Annotated in this window: 27 protein-coding genes and 4 pseudogenes; 8 read left to right on the top strand and 23 right to left on the bottom strand. The window is 35.6% G+C overall.

What is annotated here, in order from left to right; translation table 11 throughout:
• Positions 1-30: 30 nt before the first annotated feature.
• Positions 31-213, bottom strand: a complete 183-nt coding sequence (locus ACOI1C_RS20870; RefSeq protein WP_422512495.1) for a Fic family protein — start codon at positions 211-213, stop codon at positions 31-33.
• Between the two features lie 364 nt (positions 214-577).
• Between ACOI1C_RS20870 and ACOI1C_RS20865 the strand changes: the two genes are divergently transcribed.
• Together ACOI1C_RS20865 and ACOI1C_RS20860 are read left to right on the top strand one after the other, a co-directional pair.
• The gene (locus ACOI1C_RS20865) at positions 578-796 is read left to right on the top strand and encodes a DUF1659 domain-containing protein (RefSeq protein ID WP_422512492.1); all 219 of its coding nucleotides are present in this window, start codon (positions 578-580) and stop codon (positions 794-796) included.
• A gap of 42 nt (positions 797-838) precedes the next feature.
• A complete protein-coding gene (locus tag ACOI1C_RS20860) occupies positions 839-1,057 on the top strand; it encodes a DUF2922 domain-containing protein (protein ID WP_422512491.1) in 219 nt (72 codons plus the stop codon).
• Positions 1,058-1,415: 358 nt separating this feature from the next.
• On the opposite strand, the gene ACOI1C_RS20855 is transcribed toward ACOI1C_RS20860, so the two are convergent.
• From ACOI1C_RS20855 to ACOI1C_RS20840, 4 genes and pseudogenes are all read right to left on the bottom strand, one after another.
• Complete coding sequence (locus tag ACOI1C_RS20855; RefSeq protein ID WP_422512490.1) at positions 1,416-1,574, bottom strand: hypothetical protein; 159 nt, start codon at positions 1,572-1,574, stop codon at positions 1,416-1,418.
• Between the two features lie 138 nt (positions 1,575-1,712).
• Positions 1,713-1,847 (bottom strand): annotated as a pseudogene (locus ACOI1C_RS20850) (ATP-binding protein); the annotation flags it as partial.
• Between the two features lie 209 nt (positions 1,848-2,056).
• Positions 2,057-2,581 carry a type III toxin-antitoxin system ToxN/AbiQ family toxin gene (locus tag ACOI1C_RS20845; protein ID WP_422512489.1) on the bottom strand — a complete coding sequence of 175 codons (525 nt, stop codon included), beginning with the start codon at positions 2,579-2,581 and terminating at the stop codon, positions 2,057-2,059.
• Positions 2,582-3,167: 586 nt separating this feature from the next.
• Complete coding sequence (locus tag ACOI1C_RS20840; RefSeq protein ID WP_422512488.1) at positions 3,168-3,890, bottom strand: hypothetical protein; 723 nt, start codon at positions 3,888-3,890, stop codon at positions 3,168-3,170.
• Positions 3,891-4,040: 150 nt separating this feature from the next.
• Here ACOI1C_RS20840 and ACOI1C_RS20835 point away from each other — a divergent pair, with 150 nt between their 5' ends.
• On the top strand, positions 4,041-4,190 hold the full coding sequence (locus ACOI1C_RS20835; RefSeq protein WP_422512487.1) for a hypothetical protein: 150 nt from the start codon (positions 4,041-4,043) through the stop codon (positions 4,188-4,190).
• Positions 4,191-4,313: 123 nt separating this feature from the next.
• Positions 4,314-4,724: pseudogene (locus tag ACOI1C_RS20830) on the top strand (ATP-binding protein); the annotation flags it as partial.
• Positions 4,725-5,069: 345 nt separating this feature from the next.
• Here the strand turns inward: ACOI1C_RS20830 and ACOI1C_RS20825 are convergent.
• The 13 genes from ACOI1C_RS20825 to ACOI1C_RS20765 all read right to left on the bottom strand — a co-directional run bounded on the left by ACOI1C_RS20825 (position 5,070) and on the right by ACOI1C_RS20765 (position 15,157).
• A complete protein-coding gene (locus ACOI1C_RS20825) occupies positions 5,070-6,047 on the bottom strand; it encodes an N-acetylmuramoyl-L-alanine amidase (protein ID WP_422512486.1) in 978 nt (325 codons plus the stop codon).
• Positions 6,048-6,146: 99 nt separating this feature from the next.
• Entirely contained in the window at positions 6,147-6,947 is an 801-nt protein-coding gene (locus ACOI1C_RS20820) for a nucleotidyl transferase AbiEii/AbiGii toxin family protein (RefSeq protein ID WP_422512485.1), read from the bottom strand.
• Positions 6,934-7,092: a hypothetical protein gene (locus tag ACOI1C_RS20815; protein WP_422512484.1), complete on the bottom strand. Its 159-nt coding sequence runs from the start codon at positions 7,090-7,092 to the stop codon at positions 6,934-6,936. Before ACOI1C_RS20815 ends, ACOI1C_RS20820 begins: the two co-directional genes overlap by 14 nt.
• Complete coding sequence (locus ACOI1C_RS20810; RefSeq protein WP_422512483.1) at positions 7,073-7,777, bottom strand: DUF6088 family protein; 705 nt, start codon at positions 7,775-7,777, stop codon at positions 7,073-7,075. Before ACOI1C_RS20810 ends, ACOI1C_RS20815 begins: the two co-directional genes overlap by 20 nt.
• 237 nt (positions 7,778-8,014) lie before the next feature.
• On the bottom strand, positions 8,015-8,443 hold the full coding sequence (locus tag ACOI1C_RS20805) for a phage holin family protein (RefSeq protein ID WP_422512494.1): 429 nt from the start codon (positions 8,441-8,443) through the stop codon (positions 8,015-8,017).
• Positions 8,444-8,540: 97 nt separating this feature from the next.
• Positions 8,541-9,581 (bottom strand): hypothetical protein, encoded by a 1,041-nt coding sequence (locus tag ACOI1C_RS20800; protein WP_422512482.1) that lies wholly within the window; start codon positions 9,579-9,581, stop codon positions 8,541-8,543.
• 1 nt (position 9,582) lies between these two features.
• A complete protein-coding gene (locus tag ACOI1C_RS20795) occupies positions 9,583-10,740 on the bottom strand; it encodes a hypothetical protein (protein WP_422512481.1) in 1,158 nt (385 codons plus the stop codon).
• 94 nt (positions 10,741-10,834) lie between these two features.
• On the bottom strand, positions 10,835-11,335 hold the full coding sequence (locus tag ACOI1C_RS20790; RefSeq protein ID WP_422512480.1) for a phage tail protein: 501 nt from the start codon (positions 11,333-11,335) through the stop codon (positions 10,835-10,837).
• Positions 11,336-11,351: 16 nt separating this feature from the next.
• Positions 11,352-12,677 (bottom strand): phage tail tape measure protein, encoded by a 1,326-nt coding sequence (locus tag ACOI1C_RS20785; protein ID WP_422512479.1) that lies wholly within the window; start codon positions 12,675-12,677, stop codon positions 11,352-11,354.
• 87 nt (positions 12,678-12,764) lie between these two features.
• Entirely contained in the window at positions 12,765-13,619 is an 855-nt protein-coding gene (locus tag ACOI1C_RS20780; protein ID WP_422512493.1) for a nucleotidyl transferase AbiEii/AbiGii toxin family protein, read from the bottom strand.
• Complete coding sequence (locus ACOI1C_RS20775; RefSeq protein ID WP_422512478.1) at positions 13,613-14,206, bottom strand: type IV toxin-antitoxin system AbiEi family antitoxin domain-containing protein; 594 nt, start codon at positions 14,204-14,206, stop codon at positions 13,613-13,615. The genes ACOI1C_RS20780 and ACOI1C_RS20775 overlap by 7 nt, the downstream gene beginning before the upstream one ends.
• Positions 14,207-14,525: 319 nt before the next feature.
• Positions 14,526-14,954, bottom strand: a complete 429-nt coding sequence (locus ACOI1C_RS20770) for a hypothetical protein (protein ID WP_422512477.1) — start codon at positions 14,952-14,954, stop codon at positions 14,526-14,528.
• 20 nt (positions 14,955-14,974) lie between these two features.
• Entirely contained in the window at positions 14,975-15,157 is a 183-nt protein-coding gene (locus tag ACOI1C_RS20765; protein ID WP_422512476.1) for a hypothetical protein, read from the bottom strand.
• Positions 15,158-15,965: 808 nt separating this feature from the next.
• On the opposite strand from ACOI1C_RS20765, the gene ACOI1C_RS20760 reads away from it, so the two are divergent.
• From ACOI1C_RS20760 to ACOI1C_RS20745, 4 genes and pseudogenes are all read left to right on the top strand, one after another.
• Positions 15,966-16,172, top strand: coding sequence for a competence protein ComK (locus ACOI1C_RS20760; protein WP_422512475.1), 207 nt, complete (start codon positions 15,966-15,968; stop codon positions 16,170-16,172).
• Positions 16,173-16,320: 148 nt separating this feature from the next.
• Positions 16,321-16,659: pseudogene (locus ACOI1C_RS20755) on the top strand (helix-turn-helix domain-containing protein); the annotation flags it as partial.
• A 68-nt stretch (positions 16,660-16,727) separates the two neighbouring features.
• A pseudogene (locus ACOI1C_RS20750) lies at positions 16,728-17,063 on the top strand (recombinase family protein); the annotation flags it as partial.
• A gap of 203 nt (positions 17,064-17,266) precedes the next feature.
• A complete protein-coding gene (locus tag ACOI1C_RS20745; protein ID WP_422512474.1) occupies positions 17,267-18,268 on the top strand; it encodes an Abi family protein in 1,002 nt (333 codons plus the stop codon).
• Positions 18,269-18,612: 344 nt separating this feature from the next.
• Here ACOI1C_RS20745 and ACOI1C_RS20740 read toward each other — a convergent pair whose 3' ends face one another.
• The 5 genes from ACOI1C_RS20740 to ACOI1C_RS20720 form a co-directional block, all read right to left on the bottom strand.
• On the bottom strand, positions 18,613-18,996 hold the full coding sequence (locus ACOI1C_RS20740) for a DUF6527 family protein (RefSeq protein WP_422512473.1): 384 nt from the start codon (positions 18,994-18,996) through the stop codon (positions 18,613-18,615).
• Positions 18,986-20,152, bottom strand: coding sequence for a ThiF family adenylyltransferase (locus ACOI1C_RS20735; RefSeq protein ID WP_422512472.1), 1,167 nt, complete (start codon positions 20,150-20,152; stop codon positions 18,986-18,988). Before ACOI1C_RS20735 ends, ACOI1C_RS20740 begins: the two co-directional genes overlap by 11 nt.
• Positions 20,127-20,369 carry a multiubiquitin domain-containing protein gene (locus ACOI1C_RS20730; RefSeq protein WP_422512471.1) on the bottom strand — a complete coding sequence of 81 codons (243 nt, stop codon included), beginning with the start codon at positions 20,367-20,369 and terminating at the stop codon, positions 20,127-20,129. The genes ACOI1C_RS20735 and ACOI1C_RS20730 overlap by 26 nt, the downstream gene beginning before the upstream one ends.
• A gap of 128 nt (positions 20,370-20,497) precedes the next feature.
• Positions 20,498-21,673, bottom strand: a complete 1,176-nt coding sequence (locus ACOI1C_RS20725; protein ID WP_422512470.1) for a helix-turn-helix domain-containing protein — start codon at positions 21,671-21,673, stop codon at positions 20,498-20,500.
• Positions 21,674-21,710: 37 nt separating this feature from the next.
• Entirely contained in the window at positions 21,711-22,457 is a 747-nt protein-coding gene (locus ACOI1C_RS20720) for a DUF5986 family protein (protein WP_422512469.1), read from the bottom strand.
• Between the last annotated feature and the right edge of the window lie 355 nt (positions 22,458-22,812).

Genomic DNA, 22,812 nt, shown 5'->3' with positions numbered 1-22,812 from the left:
CGTAATCCCGGTGCTGACAGGCACGTAAAACTATGTATAGTACTTTTTCTTTGGACTTGTTGGTTTATCAGGTATAGTTAATTTTAATAATCCGCCTTTAATCAATGGATTTAATACTTTGGTTCTGAAATGTTCTCTGTGGTGTAGATGCATAAATTCTTGCATTTCATTTCTAGACCTAGGTACTTTACAAAATTCTAACAGCTTTTTAATTTCTTCATCAGCTTGCTCGGTAACTTGCTCGGTAACTTGCCCGGTAGCTTGCTCGGAAGCCTGGGAAACTAGTGGGATAATTGTCTTAAAAACATCCCCTTCAATAAAAGTAGGTTCTGCACCTGAATAGATTTTGTTATATTTGTAAGTATTCCTAATACCTGAACCAAGTTCATCTACTCAAGAAGCACGGGGACGGTTCCCACTGCTTCCATTAAAGGGTTCAGGGAGACAGGTTCATTGACACACATAATCTTGAGAACTAGACCATGGTATCTGTCCCGTGGCTCCCGAATAAATTATGAAATCATCAACCCCTTTTTCTATGAAACTCTCTATATATTGAGTGAAGGAGGTGATAGACATGGCACAAGCATTTTTATCAGATTCACAGCTTCGTTTGGTATTTGAAACGGGTGTGGATGAAAAGGGAAAGATGACGACGAAGAGCAAAAACTTCAACAACATCAAGACCACTGCAACAGTGGATAATCTTTTTGCTGTAGCACAAAGCGTATTTAGCTTGCAGCAGTACCCAATCGTTGGCATTGAACGTAACGACACAAATCTATTAGGTGAGTAATCATTCACTCACTCGACTCTATAAGGAAAGGAGGAGATCACATTGGCTAAAACACTACAGCTTCAATTCTTAAATGAAGAGAGCAAGACGGTTTCCATTTCGATCGACAACCCGATTGAGCCGGTTGATTCCTTAGCTCTAGATGCAGCGATGGATGCAATATTGACAACTAACATTTTTACGTCATCTGGTGGCGACCTTGTGAGCAAGAAAGGCGCTCGCGTTGTGGAACGTAATGTGGAAGAGATTTTGATGGCTTAATGAAGCAATTGAGTAGCACCAACTTTCTAGTTGGTGCTGTTTTTGTTGTGCGGTGGTTCCGAACAAAACTACGAATAAGTCCAATTAAATTAAAAATACATCATTAAAATGCCTGTTGATTCTCCGTGTTTGTGAAATGCTCGTTTCCGCTATGCGGCGTTGAGGATTACTTGCGTGCTCTCACCTGCCCCGCAGGACATTGATAGGCTTCCTAGATCTTCACTCACACGAAGGAAGTGTATCAAAAACTAAAGTAGACTTCTAAGATCCATATCTTACTATATGGAAAAATAAAGGATATTTAAACAAACGTTTGTTTAACTACGGTTATAAATCCTTTCAAATAGGAGTTTATATATCAGTTTTCTAAAATAACATCATTACGATTTAGCTTTTTATTTTTATAGGATAGTTCTTTACCAAAATGAGACTGAATCCAAATAGCCATCACCGATGTATTGATAGCCTCGTTAGGTCTTTCCTCAAAGTGTCCCTGGTTTCTGATCAACGTTGTCATTGCTATTTAATACCCAGATACACTCTCTCCTGAGAAAAAAATCATTTATCTGATTCAAATACTTTTCAAGTAGTCTCGGACTCGTTCGTCTTCCCTACCAAACTTTATAACTGGTCATGGTACCTGCCCCCCTTGGCTCTAATTATGTATACGAACCCCCGTGGAACATCCTGTGAAACAAGAATATTCGGGCGGTGACAGGCACGCAAAATTAAGTGTTTTCTTAGAAAACTCCCCTAATTCATCTAGGAAAAGAACGCCTCGATGGGCAAGAGACGCCGTGAGGCTGAATGGATAAAAATACGCAAAATATAGATTAAATAATCCGAGTTTCTACTATTATATAGACGGTTAATTTCCCTCCTTTCTCCTTCTAATTCCTTGATTCATTTTTAATGCAAATTCCACCCTAAAAAACGCAAAAAAGGCCCACCTCCTTGAATGGAGATGAGCCCTTTTCCTTCCTATAAACAAACCTTTAATTAGTTAGTGGTTATAGCCTTTTGTTGAGTTTCGTATTCCTTGCATTTAGTTTCAAGCAATTTAAAATCATTACAGCGTCCAATAAAACTTCGTGTTTTATTGACAGTAACAATTTCGTATACCTTGTGCGCATTTTTAATTATCTTTTCTCTTCTTCCTCTACAAATAAGGAATTCTTTCTCTAGTAAATCACGATACTTTGTATCTTGTATTTCATCAAACTCAAATTCTACTATTTCACTATTTGGAACAGGAAACATATTATTTAAGTTTAATACAGCATACAATCCATCATCGTCTTCTACCTTCATGAAATCAACTTTCTCTTTCATCGTCGTGTGTTTTGTCTTGGGAGATGATAATGGCGCAAAGTACTTAAAGCCTTCTACTTCGAAAAATATACCCACGTATTTTCGTGGATGCTTTCTATTTTCCACCTTATTTTCTGGTACTCTTGTATCAAACCTTCTGCAATAGTCTATGTATGTATCAGTCACTTCATAGAATCGTATTTTATTCTCCATTTTCTCTCCCCATATTAAAACAAGGTAACCGTTAAGTTACCTTGCCTTTCACCTCACTGTTTGGCAGAGGACCTCCGCTTTTAAAGCCCCTCACTATCTGGTAGAGGATCTCCACTTTTAAAATTTCTCACTGTCTGGCAGAGGATCTCCGCTTTTAAAATCCCTCACTGTCTGGCAGAGGATCTCCGCTTTTAAAGTTCCTCACTATCTGGCAGAGGATCTCCTCTTTTAAAGTTCCTCACTATCTGGCAGAGGATCTCCTCTTTATATAATCATCTAAATCAAAAAGTATGTCAATGAGTTTTAGGAAATTCGTACTCTTTTCCCACCTTTTTGGGAGAAGTATTATACATTATATTATGCGCTAATATCTAAATTGTTACACAGAAAGTTTAAAAAACACAATTATTCAGTCAGTATAATTTCATTATTTTTAGCGGATATTAAAAAAACATGTACATTCATTATATTCCCCAGAGACAGGCTAATTAAACCAATATTTGAAAGAAAACTCTTTATGAGCCTTTCTGACACTCCAATGAATTGAGGAGCTTTTGTGAAAGTAAGTTCATTATTTTCGTTTAAATTAATATTTAAATCGTCTTTTGGGTAGATTTTTATTATCTAACCTATACCCTAATTGAAATTGTAAATCATCTACATTTTCTAAGGTTAACCCCTTACTGATTTGATGAACAGAAAAAAGTTCCTCCTCAACTTGCAAAGCAAATCTGTTTATTGTGTCAACATTCATTATTTTAGAAGGGTCAATACTTGCTGCAACAAATCTCAATCCAGGAATTGATAAATCCTTAGAAAAAGACGACCTAAACGAAAATGACTCTTTATGTATAGAATCAGATAATGTTTCAGCCTTGCTTAAAGCTTTATCACTATTTGATAACAATATTTTTGTATCATTTAGAGCATTATCTATTAAAGAAGCAAATCCGATATTTGTTATTACAGAATTTTCTCTATTTGTATTCAATAACTTACTCGCCAACATCAAAACGACTTGCGTTAATATATCTAAAGATTCTCCTACCTTTTTTCGATCACCTAAGTTTTGTGGTAATAACCTTTTCTTTCCCTCTTTAGCATGAAAAAGGCAACATCTAACATCAACATATATTTGTTTGTAGAATTTATCTGTAGCATTAGCATTAGCATTCAAAGGCTTCAACAAATGAGAAATTTGCTGTAATTGTTTGAATTCATTCAAAGCCCTTTTTAACCAATCTCCTTCTTTTTCTCCTCGCCTTCTTACTGTTTGTAAGCTTAATAATAACTCAAATGATAAATACATATTTCTAAAAGAATCAAATAGAGTCGGTTTAATTGATCTCGCTTTTCCAAGGAACGTCCTGAGATTCCTTCATCTGCATAGATACCTGCAAATTCGTAGGATGGGTCCTTCAAACTGATTTATATAAGAGATTTGTTGGGACATGTAAATGTGACTACAACAGAAATCTATTTAAGAGCAAATACAGAAACGAAAAGAAAAGCATTGGAATCTGCTTATATGGAGGTTGTAACGCAGGATACCCCTACTTGGGATGAGGATACCAACCTATTGAAGTGGTTACAGGATTTCTGTAGATAAAAAATATTATGGAAAGATATTCTTTGATATGTCACGAATATATCGCTTTCTAAAGAATATCTTTCCATAAACAAAAACTTGCGATAATTCCCATTATGGAAAGCTTTCCATAATGGCAAAACGCATCTGTCTATTTCCCTAGGGATTCACGCAATAGATCAAGGGTACCAAGTTGCTTTCATCCCTATGTCTCACCTTATTTACATCTTGAAGACACGAGATCACATTAGCAAGTCCAGAACACGTTACAAAAGGATCATTAGCTCAGATCTTATTATTATTGATGATGTCATGTACATGACCTACGAGTCTCAAGAGGCTAATCTATTTTTTCAGTTTGTTTATGACTTATATGATAAAGCAGCCTTTATTCTAACTTCAAATAAAGGACCAAATGAATGGGGGAAATTTTTAGGAGACCCAACCTTAACAACAGCAATTTTAGATCGCCTACTCCATCGGAGTGAGGTCATTACTTTCGGAGAAGAAACAGACAGTATTCGGATGAAATATCGAAAGACTCTATTCAACTGATAAATGGTCAATCTTAATTGGTGAAAAGTGGTCAAAATTAATTGTGAAAAATTGATCATTTTTACTTGACGGTTACACCAGGACCCTTCTATTCAATCAAGGTCATCAAAAAATATTCCGCCTGAAGACGCTTGGTCTCAAGGTTCTTCAGCTTTTTTGGTTATTGTATATATCACTTAATTTCATCCGAATAGCAAGTAATTAAGGGATAAAAATAGGTGCTAACTTCATGCTTTTTAATAGCCCTTATGTATCTCGTAAAGACATTAAAAAAGCACCTAAAAGTCCGCTCATAAATTTAAAAGCGGACAAATAAGTGCAAACAATTCAGTCACTGTTCATATTTTAATTATGCTTAATATAACCTTCTAACCCAGCTTTCTTCACTTTTTCTAGCATTGCTTCAGCATTTTCCTTTTTCGAGAAAGCTCCAACTTGTACTCGATAGTATTTGTTTGTCGCCTTTTCATTTTTAGTAGATTGAGTGATAACGGTTAAAGCTCCTACGTTAATCCAACTCATAATACCCGCAGATTCTTTACCACTTTTCTTATCTACCTTTTTCCCTAAAAGAACACAAGCTTTGCCACCTTTAACAACTGGCTTTCCATTTGAAACGATCTGAATCACTTTATGATAAGTATCTTGTTTTACCCAGTTAGGAATGTTGGCTCCACCCGGATAATACTTATCTGCCGATTCTTTGATTACTACTACGTCACCAACATTAACGCCTTCTGGCAATGTGGAAGATGGATTTGTTTCATCTAAAGCAGACCTAACCGCTGCACGGAAGGAATTCATATTCTCACCATGCTTAGGGAACCAATGCATGACATCTGCATGGTTACTTGCAATTCCTTTTTTATTCCCTTCCGAGTGACAAATAATATCACGTTCATTAAGTCCGTACTCTTTACACATCATCACGCAAAAATCCACCGCATTTTTCCACGCTTTTCTAAAATAAGCTTCTCGCTTTGATACATCATAACCAACCATCGCCGATCCTCTCCCGTAAGAGAAGCCACTTGGTTCACAGATTTCAAAACCAATATGAGTATTGTTGGCCCCTCCACCAGCATGCCAACCTCGATGATTCCAAGGTAAGTACTGCCAAACTTCCTTATCATCCAAAAAGTCATGTACACAAACCTGCCTACTCGTTTCTCCAGCTTGGTATGATTTGTTCCAACGACTAAACCAGTCTGCCGCCATTACACCTGGAGTTGCTGTTGAATGAATCATAATCCCTTGAGGCGTGATTTTTCTACCTGCTTTGTAACAATCATTCCTTGTCATATACTTAGTTTTTATATTCATTCTATCCTCCCCACTTTCTATAAAATGGCATTAAAAAAGCACCCTATTTTTATAAGGTGCTAAACATGAAATATTCATACTGGAATTAAACGAGCATTGTTATTCCCCGATGTCTTTTAATACTTGGTCTATTTTGTTAAAGACTCTATAAACTTCTTTCCAACTTTGTTGCTGATCCGTGTACAATAATGTTTTATGGAGTGCTTCATAATTGGATTTAACATCATCCGTAAATCGATCTTTCCAAGAACCGAAGTCATATGCTTCTATAGGATTGTACTGTTCTGGGATATCTCTTTTTTCCAAATACTTAGAATCTGTTTCTTTTGTTAATCGAATAATATCCCTTAAATCATCTTTATTCTCTAATAAATTTTGGATCTCATCCATATCAATCAGTTTTACAACATCATAAATATGCCTAACCTTACTTGGTAAAGTACCACTCAGAGCATGCCGTTTAATTGACATTAATTTATCTACAAATGTACGTTCTATATCAAGTACATTTATTCTAACTGTTTTAAGCTCAAAATCATTAATAGCTTCATCAGCTTCTATGCTTTCTAAAAACTCATGGATGTATGACTTTAACGTTTTTTCAGTAAAAGGATGAGGTCTCACTTCAGAACCTATTTCCAGTTTTATTCTTTCTGTGTCTATTTGATCATCAAAAAACCATACAAAGCTACTTTTATTTCTATTATTTCTTTCTCCGTTTATTTTCTCGAATTTTCCTTGTCCAATTAATGTTTCTTCTATAACCTTTAATCTTTTGCTTATTTGCTTGTCTGACATTCCTTCTTCAGGGATAAAAGTTAGATCAATGTCTTCTGAAAATCTTTCAATTGAATTTGGAAAACATTTGCTTAATGAAGTTCCACCTTTAAAATACAACACAATCAAAAAATTCACTATCTGAAATGTTATATAAAATCTTGGTAATAAAATAATCCTTTCTTACAGCACTAAATGGAAGATTGAATTTTTGACTAGCTAACTCTATAAGCTCTTCGAAATCTTCATTATTTTGATGCAAATTCATTTAAATCCTCCATTGTTAGTTCGTTATATTTAGATGTTCCATTTAAATAGTTATTAACTGTATTTTGAATAGCATAATAATCAAGAATGTTCTTTAGAGAAGCGAGAGTACTTTTTTTATATCTAATTGATTTAATCAACTTTCTTAAAACATTCTCATCATAATAGGCAATGGAATCCTTTATAAAATAAATCAACCGATTTTTATTCAGTTCTTCAATTTTGTTGTAATTTTGTAGAACTTCAAGTAATTCAATCATTCGAATGGTTGTTTCATCAAATCTTACATTTAATTTATAAATCAACACATCTCTTATTTGTTTCTTCTCTTGTAGTGTCACACTCGAATAAATTTCTACTTGTTTCGCAACTTGTGTAGTTAATCCATATTTATTGTACAATCTATATCCAATAATGACACCTTTATTTCTTTTTGTACCAAGATAATATTCAAGAATATTTTTTTCGTTAGAAACAACAGTGCCAAATCTGCCTATTTTAGGAATGCAATAAATACCTTTGGTTAACCTACGGAGTTCCCCTGTTTTTGTTAGGCGAGAAAACGTTTTATAAAAAGCCTGTTCGGAAATACGGTTAAATTTTTCTTTATATACTTTTTGGGCGTCGATTATTTGTAATTCTGGATATTTCTTTACATCTTCTATAATCAAATTTGCATAACTCATCACTTCTCACCACCTTCCTTATTTTATTTTATGCTAGCAAAAATAATACGTCAAGTTTTTTTGATTTTATCTTGACAAATAACACCTCTAAATCATATCATTTCAACATAAAATAGCTTAAACACTGTTTACTATATTATTACTGTTATTGTTCAAAAACATGCAATTCGGCTGTAAAAATTCCATTTTTTAACGGTTAACTAGGGACTCTTAAAACAATCATTCCTCGTCATATACTTAGTCTTTAGGTTCATTCTTCTCATCCCCTTTCGATTTTACGTTTAGTTGCGCCAGCACATCTTTAAGTTTTTGGGGTACTGGAAGTCCAATCCTTGAGGAATTTTCAATAATACTAATCCCCTCATTTGAAAGATAAAAAAAGATGACTGCTGTGCGAATAGCACTACCGTCACCAATAATCCGAGTATCTATAATATGTGCAATACCAACCATAATGAAAATAAGTATCTTTTTGAAAATGCCTCTAGCACCAATTTCGCTAGAAAGTTCTCGTTTTACAATTGCTACCATTATGCCTGTGATGTAATCAATGATTACAAAAGTAATAAGTGCATACAAGAAGCCGTCAAGACCGCCAAGAAACCAACCCAACCATCCACCCATAGCCACAATAACCGTTTGTGCATATATCCAAAGTTCCCGTATTGCCATGTTTTCCCCCCCTACTTCCTATTCAGTTTTAGTTATATAAAAAAGACGCCTGTGACTACGAAGTCACAAAGCGCCTGGATTTTCTTAGTTTTTAATACGGAGCATAATACACAAACCCGCTAGCCTTCACATAAAACCCATCCCCCGGAACATAAATGGCCCCACCAAATGTGTCATAGGTGGATGTAGTAAAACCCGGTTGCTCCACACCTTCCCAAGTCAGTCCGTCCGCTGATAATAGAGCAAACTTTCCCCAATCCGCTATCCAGATAATGTTTTGCGGATTCGCAATATTATTATTAGCAAGATCCCCAACATGAGAAAGATTCGTTTCCGTTATCTCAGTAGCACTGTCGTTCATAACACATAATTTCACATGATAAACTCCGCTGACATAACGATATTTCATCACAAAAAGCTTATCGTTAACAGACCGAATAAACATATAAGTCGTTTCATTTAAATCTTCAGGAATCGTAGTTGTCCATGAACCAGCACTAGCAGAACTAACCATTGCAATCGACTTATCGCCACCTACTACTCCGACAAAATTTCCTTTATGCGTCGTTAAGTATTTAAAGATCGGAACCGATGCTCCATCAGCACCGACCAATGTCCAGGCTGTTCTTTCTGTTAAAGAATCAAAAGTATAGTAGACAGGAGACTTATAGTACCACCAGCTAACCACTCCGGATCCCGTATTTGTATCATAAGCACCGGTAGTCATGGCATTCTGTGCATTTTCGCAGTAACCGGCATTATGCCAGGTAATGCCATCAAAAGAAGCGATGATATTTGCTAACCCGGTGATCTTAGCTAAAAATACACCACCACCTGCATAAAGGATTTCTGGTTCACCGTATCCCCACCAAGGAACGTCAACCACTGTCCATTGATCGGTCGTTTGATTGTAATAGGACATATACGGTGTTTTTGCATGATAGACGGCAATCTTTGCATCTCCATTATCATAGACATTAATCTGTTTTTCACTGTTATATTGGGTATAGCCGAAACTACTGTACGTTTTCTTTTGCCAACTCAGGGTGGGGATTGGAAGAATGAGGTCGCCCCTGCCACCAAAAGCGGTCCAAATGGCTAATGTATTATTAAAATTCCGATGGTAACTCATACTATCCCTCCACCACCTTTTCAATTCCAGTAATTCTGCCACTACTATCTGTCGTATAGTTGTAGCTGGCAGTAGCTCCATCATCATAGGTGATTTCAAATCTTGCAGCATCTACCAGCAAAGTAGAAACCTCTTTTAATAGCAGTTCTGAAAAAATATCTTCCAATGTGATACTAGTAATTCTCCCACCGCTATCCGTGGTATAGCTATATTGAGCAAAGTATTGATGGGTTTCTCCCTTTTCTACTTCATAAGTGACGTTAATAAACCCAGCATCTATCGTTAGTTTTTTGACAATGGTATAAGAAACTCCCAAATCGAACACTTGATATTGAAGACCGTCCACCGAACTACCCACTTGAGTTAATGAGTTTTCCACCGTGTTCATCGAGCTTTCAATCTTGTAGAACGTATCGGAAATGCTAGGCCTATATCTCCCAACTTCCACCTGAATGTTGTAACGATAAAAAGGATTGTATTCCAAAGAAATAATCCTCGTTTTCACATTAATTCCTAGAGGGTTAAAAACGATTTGCACATTATCTCCTACCGAAAGGCTTAAAAGCTTAAAAAAGGAAATATTATAAGAAGATGCATTTTCTCTTGAGTCATGTGAAACCGATACATCTGTCACGTTCTTTGTATCCATGACTCCCTTATATTCCATGCTGCCCCGATGCTGTCTTATGTTAATCTGGTAGCCATCGTAATCGATCTCACCACCTAATATTGCAATATACTGCATAAGGGCTGACCTTCTTGTTACTTCCTGATTGATTTTCATGGTGCAACTTTCCGTAAACTCCACTGTCCCTGCTGAAAAAGGAGTCCCGAATAAAACCTGATTAAGTCCTGCAGTCGGATCTCCTGTAAAATCAAACGTATCTATTTTATAAATGACATCATTTAAGATGTAAGAGACATGTTCACAAGTCACGGAACAGACTGGAAAACTGCCTTGAATCGATTTGTTCATCTGTACGATTTCAAAGTACTGGTCGTTGAGTTTGGCCCGCTGTTTCGTCTTTAAAGCAAGGGCAGACTTAGCCAAGACCGTAAAGGATAGGCTGAATTCTCCCTCCAGCGTTTCTCTTACATTGGCTGACATCACCTTTTGAATCGTCTGTAACAAGGTGTTTCCTGAATAGATATTTATCATGGCTTATCTGCCCTCCTTTTTGCCTTATGATCCAGCCACCCCTAAGTTTCTAACGGTTACCGTGTTTTGGTTCCACTAAAAGCTGAGCGATGATTCAAGTTAATACCGTTCCATCAATACTAAGTGGAATGGTTACATCTAATAACGACCCATTGGCTCCTTTTGCTGTAGTTCGAACTTCACTATTCAGATCAAGATCAAAGTCGGTCGGAATCGCACCTTCCATATCTTTTTCCACTTTACCCATGGCCCCCATGAAGCCTTCTCCAATCCCTTCACCCATATTCCCACCGATTCCAGCAAAAACCTTTGAAGGGGACCGAATTCCAAGAACGCCTTTCACATTACTGACAATACCCCCGACAAAGCCACTAACCTTATTTTTTATCCAGCCAATCATAGAAGATATTCCGCCCCAAAGTCCTCGGACAATATCAATACCAATCGAACCAATGGAAATCGCGGCTTTTCCAATGCCGATGAGAAGGGCAGAAACAATCTGAGGCAACTTCGCCACTAGTTGAGGAATGGCCTGAATAAGTCCTGCTGCCAATTGAAAGATCAACTTAATTCCCATCTCAACAATTTTCGGCAAGCTTCCTACGATAAAATTAATAATCGTCGAAATAATGGTAGGCTAGAACCGGTAAAACATTTGCACCTAAATCTTCAAACTGCGTGCCAAATAGTTGTACTCCAACAGCATTTTTTAGTACGGGATCTTCCATTTCTTGTAACCTTTCAACGACACTGTAAAAAGCATCATTTGCTGTCTCACCGCCCTGAGCAAACTTACTTGTCATTTCTTCCGCATTAAGGCCCAGGGCACTGAAGGCTTCCATACTTGTTTTACTTCCGTCTTTTGCTCGAATAGTAAACTCCTTAACGGCATCGCCTACCTTGTCAATGCTAAAAGCACCGCTTTCCGCACCACCGATTAATCCGGTGATAAATTCATCCGCACTCAATCCTAGAGAAGAATATTGAACGGAGTATTCATTGAGCGTATCCAAAAAATTTCCATTTTTATCAGCACCATTTTGAGCACCCGTTGCCATGATGTTATAGGCTTCATCTGAGGATATACCGAAGTTTTTCATTAGAGCGCTAGCTGTTCTAGCCGATTCCTGTATTTCAAAACCAAAGGTATCTCTCAAAGCAAAACCGGACTCGGTGGCTTTTTCAAGCTCTTCACCCATGAGTCCGGTTATCCTTTTCACTTCTGATATGCCTCCTGCAACATCTTCCAGGTTGGCACCAAAATTATGCTTGTACACGTTTTGAGCAATCTCCCCTAACTCCTCAAGTTCGGTACCTGTTGCACCCGTCGATGCAGAGATCTGGTTGACTGCCATATTGTACTCATCACCAAGTTTGATGAGGCTTGCTCCAGTAGCAATAGCCGCAGTTCCAATTGCCGCTACTGCTGCGCCGATGGTCACACCGATTCCTTTTAAGGCGCCTCCCAATTTCCCGAAGCGATCCGATGCGTTTTCTGTCTGGTCCGCCGCTTTCTCTACTTCATCAGCAAATTCTTCAACTTCACCTTCCGCAGCAGTAAAGCTCTCACCCATTTCATCAATCGTTTGATTATTTTTATCGACTTCTCGTTCCATCTTGATCAATTCGGACTTGGCGTTATTGAGTTGAATCTGCCAATTTTGAGTACGTCTATCCGTCTCGCCAAAGGAATCAGCTGCATTTTTAAGTGCTGCTTCTAACGTACCCATTTTATTTTTTTGCGCATCAACTTCTTTGTTTAACACTTCGTTTCTAGCCGTAAGAGCCTCAATTGATTTATCTTGCTTATCAAATTGAGAGGTTACTAGGTTCATTTCACTGCCTAATACCTTAAAACTCCGTTTGATATCTCTCAGGGAATTCTTAAACTCCTTCTCACCTTCAACGCCAATTTTTAGTCCAAAATTATCTGCCATGTTTCCACCCCCTCTCTTTTTGGGTATAAAAAAAGACCTGCGATTAGCAAGCCTTCAAACTTATCTATAAGATTATTAATTAAATTACTAACGTTCTAGATTTGCATCGATAACATTCCACAAATTAATTAGCGAAACGTTAATATCGTCCCACGTAATATCATCAGCATAACTATTTTTCTTTTGATAGTTTAACCAGTGCCGTTGCATGCCATCATCAAACCTAACCTCATCAAGAATAGCTTGTCCACCCGATAAAGCAGAAATAGACCCTCTTTTTTCAGCTGTTTTTCTTACTGCATCACCTAATACAGCATGCTCGACTCGATGTCCTTGTAGCTTAACAAGAATGTAGATATCATAAAAATCTCTCATTCTAGTATTAGTGATGCCTCTAGTTAAAATAGTTTCAAATTTTTCAGCAATAACTGTTTCAATATTATACGCCAGGATATCAATACTTCTATCCTCAAGTAATAAATCAAATGTATAAATAACTTCTTTTGGTGTGATTTCATCACCTGCAGTAATATCAACCTTAATTGGGACTCTTGCATTATCCATGACAGCTTCTATTGACACTCGGTAACCATTATATTGATCCTCATCCCGTATCTCATCTACTCGTATTAATGTCATTTCCACACCATCGTCCATTGGCAAACCTAAAATCACGTTAAATACAGCTTTAATCGAACCCGGATCCACAGGAAATGATTTAATTGTTGCATCCATGTCTATTGTGGAACGCATATCCACACCAACTAGGGCGGCAACCAACATGCCACCCTTTAAAATGAAATTATCCTTATACTCTGATCTAGATATTCTTTCCAGAAGTCTTTCCAACATATAGTTTCTCAGAAGTATTTGTGCATTTACTTCCTTTTCTTTTGCAAGGTTTCTTATTAGGGCTTTTATTTGTGTTGAACTCTTCATAATAAAATCTCTATATAATTTCTTAAAATTTTTTGGACCCGTAACTCTTTGGCATATTTCATTAATAAAGAAATATTCTTGTCTTTACTGCCAAGGTATCTTTTCAATGCGTCATTTAAATTGGCAATATCCATGTTATTTCGATTTCGAATAATGTCACAAATGGTTCTTTCCTTGTTATAGGCTGTAACCTTTCTTCCAAACAAAGTTTCAACCTCAGTAGTTCCCATTAGATGTAACGATTTTTTTACAGAATGTACTTGAATACCAGAATCCCTTAGTTTAGTAGCATTGTACCCGTAAGGTACTGTAACGGACCATTCAAGTGGATCTCTATCCGTTAAATCGTGGAAAAACAATGCTGTTTCATGAGAGAATACCACTTTAGGACTTTTCACTTGAAGAATGTACATTTCATCTTCAAACGCATCAGGTGCTACATAAACTCCATGTGCCGCTCGATCCAACATCCCCTCTCGCGAAAGAAGAGTTAAATAATGGCGCGGGATACCTTGTTTCTCCACTTCACTCGTCACTATGATCCCATTGTTATCTGAAATTAAATTCTCTAATTGTTCACGATAACTCATATTATCGACCTCTTTTTGCTTTTATGCTTTAATTATACATTATTTGAGCACAAAAGCAAAAACATTAGAAGGTCTCTTCTTTGCATTTACGCTTTAATCGTTTATAATTTGAGCATAAAAGCAAATTATAGTTATATCCCCACCGGAATCACATCATCAATCGATAGATACTCCATTGGTTTGTCCATTCCAGTAAGCTGCTTGTGGCATTCCCACAAATCCATTAGATACCCGAGCGGCAAAAGCCAGGCTTCCTCTTCCTGACGATGTAAATGGACCGTGCCATAATAAAGTAGTCGGATAAACAGCTCTTCATCGCTTACCCGACTTCCCCGTTTTTTGAGGGTTCACTCTCTATATGCCGTTTGGTGCCTTTCATCATACTGGCCATAATGGCATTTTTATACTCCGCCAATTCAAAAGGAGTGGTCAATAATTCAATCTCTTCTTCTGTCAACAGCTCTTTCTTTGCATCCTTATTTCTCAGGTTATGAATCAGGATCGATTGGTTAGACAACAGCGTAATCAGCCATACGATCTTATCTAACGCAAGTTCAAAATCCTTTGTATTCATCAACTTATTTCCTAGATTCTCAAGACCACCATAGCGCTTAGCAATTTCCTTCGTTGCCTTGGCGGTCAAAATTAACTTATATTCCTCGCTACCTATCTCAATGACAGCACTTCTTTCATCCGCAGCAGTATCTATCTCCAAAGGTATAGTAGCTTCTATCTTTTCAATTCCCATTTTTCATCATCCTCTCTAGCTTAAGATACAATTACCGTTGCAACAGTCGTCGTAACATCCGTTGCACCAGTTGAGCTCAACACACAGTAATAATAGTACGTTCCAGCAATAAGGTCAGTTGGGATATCAAAGCTTGCAGACGATTCTCCGTTAATAACCGTTCCACCACTAGTGCTATCCATCGTGTTTTCAAATGGAAGCACAGGGACGGTTCTCTTGCTTCTTTCCTAAATTTACCATTTATTTTTAAACGCCAGTCACTACTTGTTTTTTCTTGTTTTACAGCATTACTGGCGGATTTTTGTTCTCAATTATGATATTACCAAGCTATTAGTTACCACCTTAACACCAGCAAAAAAGACGATAATTAAAATAGAAAAGCCCACGTCTCCGAGCTTCCATTATTCACCTCATGAACAAAGACCTATCTGTGAAACACTCTTGTGAAACAAGAAAATCCGGGTGGTGACAGGCACCGCGATCTCACCTGCCCCGCAGGACATTGATAGGCTTACTAGATCTTCACTCACAAGAAGGAAGTGCATCAAAAACTAAAGTAGACTCCTAAGATCCATATCTTACTATATGGAAAAATAAAGGATATTTAAACAAACGTTTGTTTAACTACGGTTATAAATCCTTTTAAATAGGAGTTTATATATCAGTTTTCTAAAATAACATCATTACGATTTAGCTTTTTATTTTTATAGGATAGTTCTTTACCAAAATGGGACTGAATCCAAATAGTCATCACCGATGTATTGATAGCCTCGTTAGGTCTTTCCTCAAAGTGTCCCTGGTTTCTGATCAACGTTGTCATTGTTATTTAATACCCAGATACACTCTCTCCTGAGAAAAAAATCATTTATCTGATTCAAATACTTTTCAAGTAGTCTCGGACTCGTTCGTCTTCCCTACCAATCTTTATAACTGGTCATGGTACCTGCCCCCCTTGGCTCTAATTATGTATACGAACCCCCGTGGAACATCCTGTGAAACAAGAAAATTCGGGTGGTGACAGGCACCCAATACTACCACCCCAAACATTCAAATACCCTGATCACATTCAACAACCAGCAGCAACTAGAGATTCGTATTTCAAAGGCCGTTATGGATAAACAAATGTCCAGGACTGAGTCTTGCATTGTTTTGTTTTCCAGACCGAAGAGAACCCGTTTTCTTATGTGGAGAGAGCATGCAGTAAGCGCTGGGAAGTAGTAAAAGGATCCTTCATTACTAGAACGCGTGCCCTTACGAGCACGAAAAACAGCCTTTGGAACAATGCTGTAAAACAAGAAAAAACAAGTAGTGACTGGCGTTTAAAAATAAATGGTAAATTTAGGAAGGAAGCAAGAGAACCGTCCCCGTGCTTCCCCTAGTCAACAATCTGAATAACCAAAGCATTGGTTTTCACAGTCTTCAAGAGAATCTCACTATGGATCGTGGTAATGCCACTGGTCAACTGATGTTTCATCTCTTTGCTGCATTTGCTGAGTTTGAACGCAATCTAATTCAAGAACGTTCAGCTGCAGGACGAGTGGCGGCTAAAGCACGAGGGCGACTTGGCGGACGTCCAGAGAAATACGGAGATAGAGATATTGAAATGATGAAAGCTCTAATTGATGGTGGCACACCAATCAAAGATGTGGCGGAAAGATGGGATGTTTCTCGAACAACAATCTATCGCTATTTGGAACGTAAGTGACCTTATACTAGGACAAGGATCAATATTTTGCAGCAAGAGTGAAATGACATTACAAAAAACATCAATGAGATATTGTTGTGCTGGATATGCCTCTATTAGACACCACTCAATATAAAGACAGCTTAGGAACAATCATTTCAAATCTTGTTTTACAGATTCTTTCTTGGATGGAATGGCAGACGAGGAACGAGAGCGAATTCGAAAACGGCAGCGTGAAGGAATTGATGTGGCTTTGCAAAATGGTGTTGTTTAATCGACCGAAGGTTACGGTTATCGAGGAATTTAAAATGGCGTATGATCGGTGGAAATCAAAAAATACAACAGCAGTAAAAGTAATGCAAGATATTGACTTGAAAAAGACAACTTTCGATAAGCTAGTCAAAGAATATGAAAAGTCATTATAGGTTTATCTATATAATAGAAGATACTCACAATTTTGAGGAAAGCTAGTGGTCTAAGAGTTAATACATCGATATTTACACTTTAATGTTAAAATTGATGTATCTGGCTAGTTTTGTCTTTTAATAAGTTAAAAATATATAACAACACTGTTCCAAAGCACATCCTGTATAAAAAGGATTGAAACCAAAGAAAGAAGGTGGATTAAATGAGTATGGACAATAAATCGGTTGTTGATCAATTGATAAAGCTAAAATCTTCTCTAGTACAACAACAGCCACAAATAGAATTCCCTTCAGTAGAAAATCGTTTATCAAAATTTGAAGAAAGAAAAATTAAATTTGATATTGTTTCTAGGGAAGAAGCTAAAGATTTTTTGACTAACAATACATATTTGTATAAAATATCACTTTATAAAGATAATTTCTATACTAAAAATAATAGAGAATTTATTGATTTAGATTTTGCATATTTGAAAGATTTATCAACTATTGATATGCATATTAGATACTCCTTTTTAAAATTGTGTCTGGATATAGAACACGGAATAAAAACAACTATTTTAGCTTATTTTAATAAAAAAAATTCCAGTGATGGCTACTCAATTGTTGACCGATATATACAATCCAAACATGACAAAAAAAATAATAATCTATCGATAAAAGAACTGCAGTTGAAAATACTAGAATATGCAAGTCTGCCTACCCATCATCTTAATAAATTATATATAGAGATAAAGGACGGTATAAAAGCCAAAATAAATATATGGGAACTTATTGAGTGCGTTTCAATAAATGAATTAATTGAATTCTATATTTTTTTCAAGAAATCGGAAATTAATAAAAATGTAGATAGATCCTTTAATAGTATTCTTTATGCTTTTCGTCATGTTCGTAATATATGTGCTCATAATAGCCCTTTTTTAATAGACTTAGATTCTCAGCTTAGTGGACAAAATACTACTTTAAAAGAATTATTAAAACCGAAAAAACCTGAAATTGATTTAAGTAATAAGAAAATAATGGATATTGCCTCACTTTTATATTTACATAAAGAGTTTGTCACAAGCGACGGAATAAGAGGACATAGAAAAAGAGAATTAAAAGAGTTATTAGAACGGGTTAATCGAAATCCTTCGTATTACACAGAAAGTTATATTAACAAAATTTTTACTGATACGGATATTTTAATTGACATTCTTTTCGTTTAGATATATAATAAACATAGGAAAACTGGTTAAACAGTTGCAGTTATTGGATTTTAAATTCGGTAATTGTTAGTAATACATATAGAGGGCTACTTATTTCATCTTGATAATAAGTAGTTCTTTTTATTTTTGCAGATATTCGTTTTTCAGCTCTTTCCTTAACCGGTGATGGGCTTTTTTGTTACTTATTTTTCAAACATATCATCTATTTTCATAATAAAAGTACACAAAGATCCCAATCCGTTTATCTTGTATCTTGAATTTTATTTATTTGACATTTTTAAAAGGAGCCATTTTGTTATAAAAAGGCTCCGAAATATATAAATATACGATTTTAAACAAAAGTTTCAGTCTGATGTAAATATTTTTTTTAACCACGCCACAAAAGTATTTGATTTCGAATTGTTTTTAACATGCTTTTTCAAAGCTTCTTGATCATTTTTTATTACGGATTCAATTTGATTTTTAGTAATAGGTCCTGCCCATACTACCTCATCGTTTTTAATAAAATAATGGGATTTACACGAATGGTTCCAATTTCCAATAGAAGGATGAAGGGAAACTGTTTCACCATCATATGTTAATTGGAATCTTACCGGTGATAGAGTGGTCACAATATCCGCTCTACACCCACAGGCGCATTTGTGTTTTGCAACATCGTATTCAATTGATATATATAGTGTATTTTCTTCAATTTCACCTGGAATATATTCTACAAATTTATGCCTCATTATTTATCTCCTCTTCATCAACTATAAAGACTGAATTATAAAATGTATCTTCAGTTGAATAAAAACCATACAACTTTTTCCAAGATATAATACCAAGGATTGCATTAAAAGCATTTAGCTCTGATATTTGTATGTTTTGAGAATATAAATCGTCAATTCCGTTGTCTTCTATCGAAATTCTCTTCAAATAAGAGCTGTTTTCGGGCGTTATTAAGGTTTTTCTAATTGTTCCTCTTAACGAGTTCCCAACAACACTAATCCCCATACCAAGATCAACAAATGGCATTTTAGAGGCAATAAGATGTTCGATGATTGGTTTTTTCGCCTTAGAATTATCAATTGCTAAAAATACAAAATCATGATTATCTAGTAAGGTTAAGTTTGATTCATCAATAAAAACCTCATGTTCTATAATACCGTCACGAAATACTTCATACCTTTTCTTAAAAAAGGACACTTTACTGGGTCTTTCTTTTAGTTGATCTACAGTCATGGTACCTGGCATTCGAAAAGCATTATGATTCAACATTTCATCTCCATCAAATAGTGAAATCTGTTGAACCGGTGTTTTGCTAACAAAATCAAGTAAAAAGGAACCTGTTCCACCCAATCCAACTATGGCAATTTTTTGCCCTTTTAATTTATCTGAGATATGGGATATTTCTGCTCTAGTTATATTCGTATCAGGATACTTAAAAATACTATTATCGCTATATTCTTGGAAATTAAAATTTTGAGCTGAAACGCCTGGAGCAAGGGATTTTGCTGGGGCAGACAGTAAATCTATATACTTCGTAATTTTTGAATAATAATTAGTATAATTCCCACGCTGGGGTTTTGAAGAAAAATAATAGTTTCCAATAATCTCTGGTGTTAAGTTGTGTTCGCTAAAACTATTCACAAATGAACCATTTTCGGTACCGAATTGGTCACAAGGATGCTCTCCCATAAATCTTGCCGTATGATCTGAGGGTGGTAATACTTCATCAGCTGATAATGTTAACGGGCAATATAGCGTTCCAAATAGGATGTTTTTCTCCTTATTCACATAAGGCACCCCTCTCACCACCACATTGTTACTAACGATTGAAATATCATAACCTTCAACTTTTAGCCTTGTTAAGTCATCATTATGATCGATTAGTGGAGTCGACATTTATGCGCATTCCTTCTTTTATCGTAATCACATCACCAAAAGAATAATCCTGTTTTTGTTTGCCACCATTATCACTTTTTCTAGTTGATATCATAGTATAAGACATCTGAGAATCATCATAACTTCCAAAGGCCAGCTCAACTACTTCTTGAAAAGAATAGTCTCGTTTCTCAACCTCTTTTTGTTCACCATTAATTATTACGGTAATTAGTTTCATTGATATTTCCTCCAATCTAATTTTTACATTGTAATTTTTTTGACCTAGTTTAATAGGAAGTTCTTTCGATCAGACCCCATATTAAATGGGAGTCTTGCTGCCAGTTCCAACTTATATTAAAAAATAATTTAATCATTCTTTTTTGACTTTAAATCGCTTAAGCTCACGACATTGTCACTAAAATTTGGCGTGTTAGGCTTTAAGTAATTTTTGTCTAAACCTACTAGTTTCTCAACCTCTGCATGATGGAGTGACAGATGATGCTTGTCTGAGAGTTCTTTCAAGAAATTTTCTGTTGTAAGATATTCATTTTCAATTAACAACTCAATAGCTTGTTTCATACCAACCGGTGTTGCCATTTCCTTCACATCATCAAAAGGTTCTTTAGTTCTCCACTTTTTCACACTGATTTGACGTTGCAAGTATTGATATGTGCTTGCACTGATAATATTTAATTTGTAAGCTCGCATTACCATAGCACCAATGGAAACATTCCACTTCTTCTTTAATACTTTATAATAATCTAAATCGGTAGGATGGATCGATACATCCTTTCCAAATCCATCTCGTGGTAGTAAAAAACAAGCCGCAAAATCATGAGCTTCATTCTCGATTTCCCTAAACTCCTCTTTAGAAATACTAGTTAAGTCCAAATTGGAATCGTGTAAAATTTTGTGTCCTAATTCATGGGCCACATCAAATTGTCTACGGTAAAATGACTGTTTATCACTACCCAATACGATGGTTTCGTAGACTTTATCGTTAATTATATATTGTGTACCGAACGCATCGATATTAGCTTTTTCAAGAGATAAAGATGATATTGTGAAGCCTTTTGTTTCAAGCAACAACACTAAATTAGAAATTGGCTCATTCCCAAGGAACCAATAATCTCTTAATTGCTTTGTTATTTTTTCAATATCATCCTCATTTGAGGTTTGGAACTGCTCGATATCCAAATTCGGAAAATCAACATATTCTTCTAATAAGACCCTAATGATCGTTAGATATTTAGCTCTGTCATACTGCTGTTCCCGTTCTTTTTTACCTGTCGTTAGTAATGAACGAAAAAAAGTGCTTCCTGAATTTACTTTAATTGTATCCTCATAAAAATATTGAAAAGGAAATTTTAAGAACTCCGAAATTTTTTGTACTGTATCGAATGGTGGGATCGCTTTATCATTTTCATATTTAGATACCATTTGTTTAGTAATAGATAATTCTTCTGCTAAATCAGTAATTGTAGTTCCACGATATAATCTACCTTCTCTTAAACGATTTCCATTGAATTGCTGGTTTAACATCTAACTTCCTCCTCTGATGCTAATCCCATACCACTTCTTACATTGTTCCTTCATTATCCTTTTGTACATTGACCTTTTCTTTCTTTAACTTGGCAATAGATAAATCTGGTTTTTCTATCTTTTTCTTAAGCTTAACGATTGTTGTTGCATTGTCTTCAATCGCAGCTGCAGTTGATGGTAAAATGTCCTCATAATCAATGTTGCTAATGTATTCAGACCAGTTTACTGAATCACATAATTCGAAATTTTGATTATACAAATGTACTGAAACATCAGTCATCTTTTTATACTTTTCTATTCCAACTACGATTAATACTTGCCTGACCTTTGAATATGCATCCCCAAGAATCTTGATCGCATCTCTTGTTAGATAAATTAGGGAATCCTCGTCATATAAATCTTTAAGTGACAATTGACCAGCATCGATATCTAAATCACCATTAATACTTGATAATGAATAGAAATAATGTGGTTTTTTTATTGTTAATTTCTTTTCGACTCTTTTTAAATTTGCCTCTTTTGTAAACAAATATAGTGTACCTGTAGATTTATGAAGAGGTGCATTAAATGTCCAATTGCCTCGTTTCAACTCGACAATTTCAAATTCTTCCTTACATAATTTATCAGCGAGTCTTCCAAAAATAATATCCCATACCATAAAATTTCTAAAATTGCCTGTTGGTAGACGGTACTCTAACGCAATTTCGTTCCTTATTGCTGTTGTATCATCAGTAAAACATTTTACAATTGATTTAATATGATTTGAATCTTTCAAGATATCCATAGACATTTACACTCCTTTTCATAAATTTAAACTACTAATAATATATGTTAATTAATACTTTACTACATTTATTTTAAAAAAGTCAACAAACTTAGTTTTTTTTTTTAATAAGTCAACTTATTGCTATTATTATGCTAACTAACGAAAAGGTGGGTTATCAATACTTAGAAATTGATTTTTTATTTGATACATTTGATGCTTAGATTATCAAAACAGGAAAATTAACACAGCTTAACTTCATTCAAAAAATCAAATTTAAAGAAAACCCGATTAGGTTAACGGGTTCTCTTTTGAAGTACAAACATCGAATTAACAGTGCTTTTTTAGCATTCAAATTCTCATTAAGATTCGTAAG

Origin of the sequence: Bacillus sp. DJP31, from assembly GCF_049310945.1 — a bacterium.
Lineage (GTDB): Bacteria > Bacillota > Bacilli > Bacillales > SA4 > Bacillus_BS.
Note: the sequence above shows the minus strand (reverse complement) of the source record. Positions and strands in the feature narration are given on the sequence as shown.